The sequence below is a fragment of the Nocardia neocaledoniensis genome, assembly GCF_029868625.1.
GTDB lineage: Bacteria > Actinomycetota > Actinomycetes > Mycobacteriales > Mycobacteriaceae > Nocardia > Nocardia neocaledoniensis_A.
On sequence record NZ_JARWOJ010000149.1, the window covers coordinates 1 to 7361 of the forward strand.

General features: G+C 70.5%; 8 protein-coding genes. 5 read left to right on the forward strand and 3 right to left on the reverse strand.

Annotated elements, in window-relative coordinates; all coding sequences use genetic code 11:
- Positions 1–219: 219 nt before the first annotated feature.
- Positions 220–1227: a 4-hydroxy-3-methylbut-2-enyl diphosphate reductase gene (locus tag QH270_RS10945; RefSeq protein WP_280340635.1), complete on the reverse strand. Its 1008-nt coding sequence runs from the start codon at positions 1225–1227 to the stop codon at positions 220–222.
- Positions 1228–1341: 114 nt separating this feature from the next.
- Here QH270_RS10945 and QH270_RS10950 point away from each other — a divergent pair, with 114 nt between their 5' ends.
- The 4 genes from QH270_RS10950 to QH270_RS10965 all read left to right on the forward strand — a co-directional run bounded on the left by QH270_RS10950 (position 1342) and on the right by QH270_RS10965 (position 5094).
- The gene (locus QH270_RS10950) at positions 1342–1929 is read left to right on the forward strand and encodes a lipid droplet-associated protein (protein ID WP_280340636.1); all 588 of its coding nucleotides are present in this window, start codon (positions 1342–1344) and stop codon (positions 1927–1929) included.
- Positions 1930–2013: 84 nt separating this feature from the next.
- Complete coding sequence (xseA, locus tag QH270_RS10955; protein WP_280340638.1) at positions 2014–3306, forward strand: exodeoxyribonuclease VII large subunit; 1293 nt, start codon at positions 2014–2016, stop codon at positions 3304–3306.
- 2 nt (positions 3307–3308) lie between these two features.
- A complete protein-coding gene (locus tag QH270_RS10960; RefSeq protein WP_233000613.1) occupies positions 3309–3551 on the forward strand; it encodes an exodeoxyribonuclease VII small subunit in 243 nt (80 codons plus the stop codon).
- A gap of 97 nt (positions 3552–3648) precedes the next feature.
- Positions 3649–5094 (forward strand): FAD-binding oxidoreductase, encoded by a 1446-nt coding sequence (locus QH270_RS10965; RefSeq protein WP_280340640.1) that lies wholly within the window; start codon positions 3649–3651, stop codon positions 5092–5094.
- A 5-nt stretch (positions 5095–5099) separates the two neighbouring features.
- On the opposite strand, the gene QH270_RS10970 is transcribed toward QH270_RS10965, so the two are convergent.
- The gene (locus QH270_RS10970) at positions 5100–5300 is read right to left on the reverse strand and encodes a hypothetical protein (RefSeq protein ID WP_280340642.1); all 201 of its coding nucleotides are present in this window, start codon (positions 5298–5300) and stop codon (positions 5100–5102) included.
- Positions 5301–5380: 80 nt separating this feature from the next.
- Positions 5381–5947 carry a DUF4245 domain-containing protein gene (locus QH270_RS10975; protein WP_280340644.1) on the reverse strand — a complete coding sequence of 189 codons (567 nt, stop codon included), beginning with the start codon at positions 5945–5947 and terminating at the stop codon, positions 5381–5383.
- Positions 5948–6072: 125 nt separating this feature from the next.
- Between QH270_RS10975 and glpX the strand changes: the two genes are divergently transcribed.
- A complete protein-coding gene (gene glpX, locus QH270_RS10980) occupies positions 6073–7116 on the forward strand; it encodes a class II fructose-bisphosphatase (protein ID WP_280340646.1) in 1044 nt (347 codons plus the stop codon).
- Positions 7117–7361 lie beyond the last annotated feature (245 nt).

Below are 7361 nucleotides of genomic sequence, written 5' to 3' on the forward strand. Positions count from 1 at the left end.
CGTCACCAACACCCCGAACCGAGTCAACCCCGCCCCGCGCAAGCCGGAGCCGGTCCGCACTCCGCGCCGCCGCCCGGACGCACCGCCGCACCCGCAGCCCAACGTGCGCTACCGCGACCGTGCCGACACCGGCCGCACCGAGCGCCGCAGGCCCGACACCGTGTGAGACGAAAGAATCCCCGCCGCGATCGCGACGGGGATTCTTCGTTGAAGATCGGGTCAGGCGTTGCGACGGGAGGTGCGCAGCTCGCGCGGCAGCGCGAACACCAGGGTCTCGTTGGCCGTGGTCACCGGCTGCACCTCACCGAAGCCGTGCTCGGCGAGCAGGTCGAGCACACCGGTCACCAGGATCTCTGGCACCGAAGCGCCCGAGGTGATGCCGATGGTCTGGACCCCGTCCAGCCACGCGAGGTCGACCTCGCGGGCGTAGTCGACCAGGTAGGCGGCGCGGGCGCCGGCACCGAGGGCGACCTCGACCAGCCGCACCGAGTTCGACGAGTTGCGCGAGCCGACCACGATCACCAGATCGCACTCCGGCGCCATCGCCTTCACCGCGGTCTGCCGGTTGGAGGTGGCGTAGCAGATGTCGTCGCTGGGCGGATCCTGCAGCGTCGGGAAGCGCTCGCGCAACCGGTTCACCGTCTCCATGGTCTCGTCGACCGAGAGCGTGGTCTGCGACAGCCAGATCACCTTCGACGGATCGCGGACGGTCACCTTGTCCACCGAGTCGGGCCCGTCGACCAGCTGCACGTGCTCGGGCGCCTCGCCCGCCGTGCCCTCGACTTCCTCGTGGCCCTCGTGGCCGATGAGCAGGATGTCGTAGTCGTCGCGGGCGAAGCGCTTGGCTTCCTGGTGCACCTTGGTGACCAGCGGGCAGGTCGCGTCGATGGTGCGCAGGTTCCGTTCGGCGGCGGTCTCGTGCACGATCGGCGCGACGCCGTGCGCGGAGAACACGACGAGCGCGCCCTCCGGCACCTCGTCGGTCTCGTCGACGAAGATCACGCCGCGCTCACGTAGCGTCTCCACTACGTGCCGGTTGTGCACGATCTCCTTGCGGACATAGATGGGGGCGCCGTGCTTCTCCAGCGCCTTCTCCACCGTCTCGACCGCACGGTCGACGCCTGCGCAGTAGCCGCGCGGCTCGGCCAGCAGCACGCGCTTGCCACCGGCAGCGGACGCGCCGGGTGAGCGCGCGATACCGACGTTCAAGGGGATTGCCGAGGTCATATCCCACAGCTTACGTGCGCCGGATGGGCGCGATCAGGGCGGTGGGAGGGGCATAGGTCACATCCCGGCGGTGTGGACCTTTGCATCACACGCGGTTTGCGGCAGGCTGGGACCATGTTCCGTCCTCCGTTCCTGGCCAGGGTCGCCGCAGGCGCCGCGGTCTATGCCTTAGAAGAGACCAGGCGGTTACCTGTCGCCGCGGTCAATTTCCCGATCACCGCGATCAGCCGCGTGCTGCAGACCACCATGCACGTGCAGCAGTTCGTCACCAGTCTCGCGCTCAAGGGCGATCTCGTCTTCGAACGTCTCGGCTCCGCTCCGCAGGAACAGCCGGAGTGGGCCACCTTCGACGAGGACCTCGCGCCCGAGCCGGTCGCGGCCACCAACGGCCACGCCAGCCGCTTCGATCTGTACACCGAGGATGCCCCGGCCGAGCAGCACAACGGCAAGGCGGCGCCCGCGTCGCTGCTGGTGCTCGAGGACGAGGACGACGTGGCCGAGGAGCCCGCGGAGGTCGAGGCCCCCGAGGTCGCCGTCCGCTACGACTACCCGTCGATGACGCTGGCCCAGCTGCGTGCCCGGCTGCGGATGCTGACCGTCGAGGAACTGGCCCAGCTGCTGGCCTTCGAGCAGCAGACCCGCGCCCGCGCGCCGTTCGTCACCATGCTGACCAACCGGATCGCCACCGTTCAGGCCCAGTAGCCTCCCCCGTCACGAAGTGGCCGCAATCGTCGCCGGTTGCGGCCACTTTTGTGTGTGTCGGTACCGCCGCGTATACCTACAGGCATGACTGAGGACGGCTCCGGCGCTGCCGCGCAGCCCGGCGCACCGGGCAGTTCGGCGGACCAGCCGTGGCCGGTGCGCTCGGTCGCGGTGAAGGTGGCGCAGTGGATCGATCGGCTCGGCAGTGTGTGGGTGGAGGGGCAGGTCACCCAGATCAATCTGCGCCCCGGCACCCGCACGGCGTTCCTGGTGCTGCGTGACACCTCGGCGGACATGTCGCTGTCGGTGACATGCGATCCGGAGTTGTTGCGACGCAGCCCCGTTCCACTCACCGAGGGCAGCCGGGTGGTGGTCTACGGCAAGCTGCAGTTCTTCACCGGCCGCGGCACGCTGTCGCTGCGCGTCACCGAGATCCGCCCGGTCGGCATCGGCGAGCTGCTCGCGCGGATCGAACGGCTCAAGGCGCTGCTGGCGGCGGAGGGCCTGTTCGACGAGCGACGCAAGCGACCGCTGCCGTTCCTGCCCGGCACCGTCGGGCTCATCACCGGCCGGGCCAGCGCTGCCGAACACGATGTGCTCACCGTCGCCCAGAGTCGTTGGCCCGCAGTGCGTTTCGTCGTCAAGAACACCGCCACCCAGGGACCGACCGCGGTGCCGCAGATGCTGGAGGCCTTGTCCGCGCTCGACCGCGACCCGGCCGTCGACGTGATCGTGCTCGCCCGCGGCGGTGGCAGCACCGAGGACTTGCTCGCGTTCTCCGACGAGGCGCTGTGCCGCGCCATCGCGGCCGCGACCACGCCGATCGTCAGCGCGATCGGCCACGAACCCGACTCACCGCTGAGCGATCTCGTCGCCGACGTGCGCGCCGCCACCCCGACCGACGCGGCCAAACGGATCGTCCCCGACGCCGCCGCCGAACTCGCCGGCGTGCGCGAGATGCGCGCCCGCTCGGCCGCCGCGCTGCGTGGCTGGGTGCAGCGCGAGACGCACATCATCGCCCAGCTGCGCTCGCGCCCGGTCCTCGCCGACCCGCTGCGCGAGTTGCGGCACCGCCACGAGGAGGTCGAGCGGTTGCGGCTGGCGGCCCGGCGCACCGTCGAGCAGACGCTGCGCACCGAGTCGACCGCCGCCGCGCACCTGCGCGAGAAGCTCACGGCGGTGGGTCCGGCCGCGACGCTGGCGCGTGGCTACGCTGTCGTGCAACGGGTCGCCGGTCCGGAACGGCACGTCGTCCGCACCATCGAGGACGCGCCCGCGGGCAGCCAGCTCCGCATCCGGGTGGCCGACGGCGCGGTCAGCGCCGCCGCGCTGGGTACCCAGCGCCTGACACCCACCACCGACGACAAGGGGAATTGACCGTGCCCGACGCCGGTTCCGACACCGACACCCTCGCCGAGATCGCCGGTTTCGGCTACGAACGCGCGCGCGACGAGCTCGTGAACGTGGTCAAGATGCTCGAGCAGGGCGGTCTCGATCTCGACGACTCGCTGGCCCTGTGGGAGCGCGGCGAAGCACTGGCCACCCGCTGCGAACAGCACCTGGCCGGGGCGCGGCAACGGGTCGAGGCGGCCCTCTCGCACGCCGAACCCACCGAGGACTGACCAGCCCCGTTACCCGGGGCCAATTCCGCCTTTACGACGCCGAAACACCGGCCGGGCACGCTGGTGCCGTCGGATATCGAGCAGTCGTGGAGGCGCCGTGCCAGTTCTCGTCGACCGGGAGGCCGGGGCGATCGCCCGACTGTGCGCGGACCTCGGCGCGATCGCCCATTCCACCGACACCCGCAGGCTGCGCACCAAGAGCCGCGACCGGTTCGTCCAGAACCCGATGCTGCGCGACCTGCTGCGTGGCCGCAACGCCGAGATCTTCATCGCCCCGCGCGACAAGGACGAGCTGCGCTCCGCCGTCGCGGCCTGCGCCCGGCACCGCGTCCCGATCACCGTGCGCGGCGCGGGTTCCGGGCAGTTCGGCCAGGGTGTGCCGCTGAACGGGGGCGCGGTGATCGATGTCACCGCGCTGGCCGGGGTCATCGGCTGGCACGGCGTCCGTGGCCGTCGGCTGCCGACCACCGTCCGCGCGCTCACCGGCACCGTGGTCGCCGATATCGACGCGGCGATCCGCCCGTCCGGCTGGGAACTGCGCATGCATCCGTCGTCCGCGCAGAAGGCCACCATCGGCGGCTACATCGCGGGCGGGCACGCCGGTGTCGGCAGCTGTCAGTGGGGCATCCTGCGCGACACCGGCAATATCACCGCGCTGGAAGTGATGACGGTGGAAGAACATCCGCGCCTGATCGAGGTGCGCGGTCGCGATGTCAACAGCGTGCACCACGCCTACGGCGCCAACGGCATCATCACCGAGGTCGAACTGCCGGTCGCGCCAGCCTGGGAGTGGCACGAACTGGTGATCTCGTTCCCGGAATTCGAGCAGGCGGCCCGCTTCTCGGTCGACGTCTGCCACAGCGACGGCGTGCTCAAGAAGGTGGTGTCCCCGCACGCGCACCCGCTACCGCGCTACTTCTCCGGCCTGTCCGGCCTGGTGCCCGACGGCGAGTCGATGGTGCTGGTGATGGTGGCCGTGCAGTCGGTGACCGAGGTGGAGGATCTGGTGCGCGCGAACGGCGGACGCATCCGCTATCGCTGCCTGGAGGGCAAGGGGGCCTACGGTGTTCCGCTGTACGAATTCACCTGGGGCCATTCGCTGCTGCACTATCAGCGGCACGACGAGAACCTCGTCGGGCTGATGGCGTTGTACCCGACCGGAGATCTCTACGAGTCGATCGTGCGGGTGCACCGCGAGTTCGCCGACCTCGGTCCGCTGCATGTGGAGATGAAGCGGATCGACGGCGGTCTGTCCTGTCAGGGGTCGCCGGTCTTCGCCTTTCAGGGCCGCACGCACCTCGCGGAGGTCACCGAGCGGCTGCAAGCCGCCGGACTGTCGATCGCCAGTCCGCACACCCCGGTACTCGGCGCGGGCGGCATGAAGCCGTGGGGGCCGAAGGAGGCGAGCTTCAAACAGGAATTCGACCCCTACGGCCTGCTCGCCCAGGGCAAGCTCGACGACGCCGTCGCCGGCGATCTCCTCCTGTCGACGGCTCTGCCCAACAACGGCTGGTCCTATCGATTGACCGGCTCTGACAGGTGACGGACCTAGGCCGAGCCGGAGGCGAGGCCGCACGGCCCGCCACCGGAACTGTCCACGTATCCGGCCTTCAGCATCTGGATCAATCGGCACAGCGCCTCGTCGACGCTCGCCACGGGGGCGGCCTCCGGCGCCGCCGCGGTGGCGACACCGGCGGGCGCGAGCAGGGCGGCGGCCGTCACGGCCAGGACGGCGATGGTCTTCTTCATGCGAACTCCTCCGGACGACGCTGACCGCGACGTTAGGCGCCGTCGTCGGCCGAAGGAACCCGCCAGTTCTGCGGGCTGGACTACTTGGCCAGCGGGGTCGCGGTGGTGACGGCCTCGGCCAGGGTGGTGAACGCCGCCTCGTTGCCCGCGCCGGTGATCAGGACCCGCACGCCACCCAGATCGGCGATCCAGGCCGGTTCCTCGGTGGGATCGGTGTAGAGCACCCATTTCTGCCCCGCGACATCCTGGGTCCCGGTCGCGTAGCGCGAGCCGAGCACGTGCCTGGCCAGCGATTCCTCGGTGGCCGAGGACTGCGAGTACCGCATGTAGGTGCCCTGCGGGGTGATGTAGCCGACCGTGCTGACCGGCCCGCCGCCCGCGGCGACGACCGTGTCGCGGCTGCCCGAGTTCGAGACCCAGCCCTGCGGTAGCTCCGGCTTGCGGATCGGGAACGGCAGCGTCTTCGCGTCGGACTTCAGCGCGGCGTCGGCGTCGAAATGCGGGATCTGACCCTGGGTCGGTCCGTTGGTCGCCACCGTGCACTGGCTCGCCGCGCCCGCCAGCACCACCGCGATCAGTACCAACGGGATCAGCGACCAGAACAGGTCGCGGTAGTCGTTGAAGATCCGGTGTTTCTGCTGGGCCACGGCTACCAGTATCCACTCGGGCCCGACCAGGCCGTCCACGGGGCATCGCAGGAGTCGTGCACGACCGTGCCGATTCGTAATGCGACAATTGCCCCCGTACACCAACGCCAAGGAGGCACTCCGCAATGACGGCATCATCGCCCGCCCCCAGCCGCCGCGAGGCACCCGACCGTAACCTCGCGCTGGAACTGGTACGTGTCACCGAGGCAGGAGCGATGGCTGCGGGCCGTTGGGTCGGCCGTGGCGACAAGGAGGGCGGGGACGGCGCGGCCGTCGACGCCATGCGTCAGCTCGTCAGCTCCGTGTCCATGCGCGGCGTCGTCGTCATCGGCGAGGGCGAGAAGGACGAAGCGCCGATGCTCTACAACGGCGAGGCGGTCGGTGACGGCACCGGTCCCGAGGTCGACTTCGCGGTCGACCCGATCGACGGCACCACGCTGATGTCGAAGGGCTCCCCCGGCGCCATCTCAGTGCTCGCGGTCGCCGAGCGCGGCGCCATGTTCGATCCGTCGGCCGTGTTCTACATGCACAAGATCGCCGTCGGCCCCGACGCCGCCGGTTCGATCGACATCACCGCCCCGATCGGCGAGAACATCCGCCGCGTCGCCAAGGCCAAGCAGTCCTCGGTCTCCGACCTCACGGTCTGCATCCTCGACCGCCCCCGCCACGCCGAGATCATCCAGCAGACCCGCGACGCGGGCGCCCGCATCCGGCTCATCTCCGACGGCGACGTGGCGGGCGCCATCGCCGCCGCCCGCCCCGAGTCCGGCGTCGACATCCTGGTCGGCATCGGCGGCACTCCCGAGGGCATCATCGCCGCCGCCGCGCTGCGCTGCCTCGGCGGTGAACTGCAGGGCATGCTCGCCCCCAAGGACGACGAGGAGCGCCAGAAGGCCATCGACGCCGGCCACGACCTGGACCGCGTCCTGTCCACCACCGACCTGGTCGCGGGCGAGAACGTCTTCTTCTGCGCCACTGGCGTCACCGACGGCGACCTGCTGCGCGGCGTGCGCTACTTCGGCGGCGGCGCCTCCACCCAGTCCATCGTGATGCGGTCCAAGTCCGGCACCGTCCGCATGATCGACGCCTACCACCGCCTCACCAAGCTCCGCGAATACTCCTCCGTCGACTTCGACGGCGACGATTCCGCCAACCCGCCCCTCCCCTGACGCCCAGGGCCGCGCTGTGGGCGGCGGGCGCGGCGGCGGGGGAGCGTCCCGAACTGCTGCCCGGCACCGGTGCGGTGACCGCGGCCCCGTCCCTGCCCGGCATGAGCGCGCTCGAGCTCGCCGTTGTCCTCGATGCCCATGTCCTGCAGCAACTTCGACATCTCCGCGACGTTGTCGAGCAGCTGGGTGAGCAGGGTCTGGCGCTGCTGCACTGCGGCGCCGATCGCCTCGCCCCTGGTCAGCAG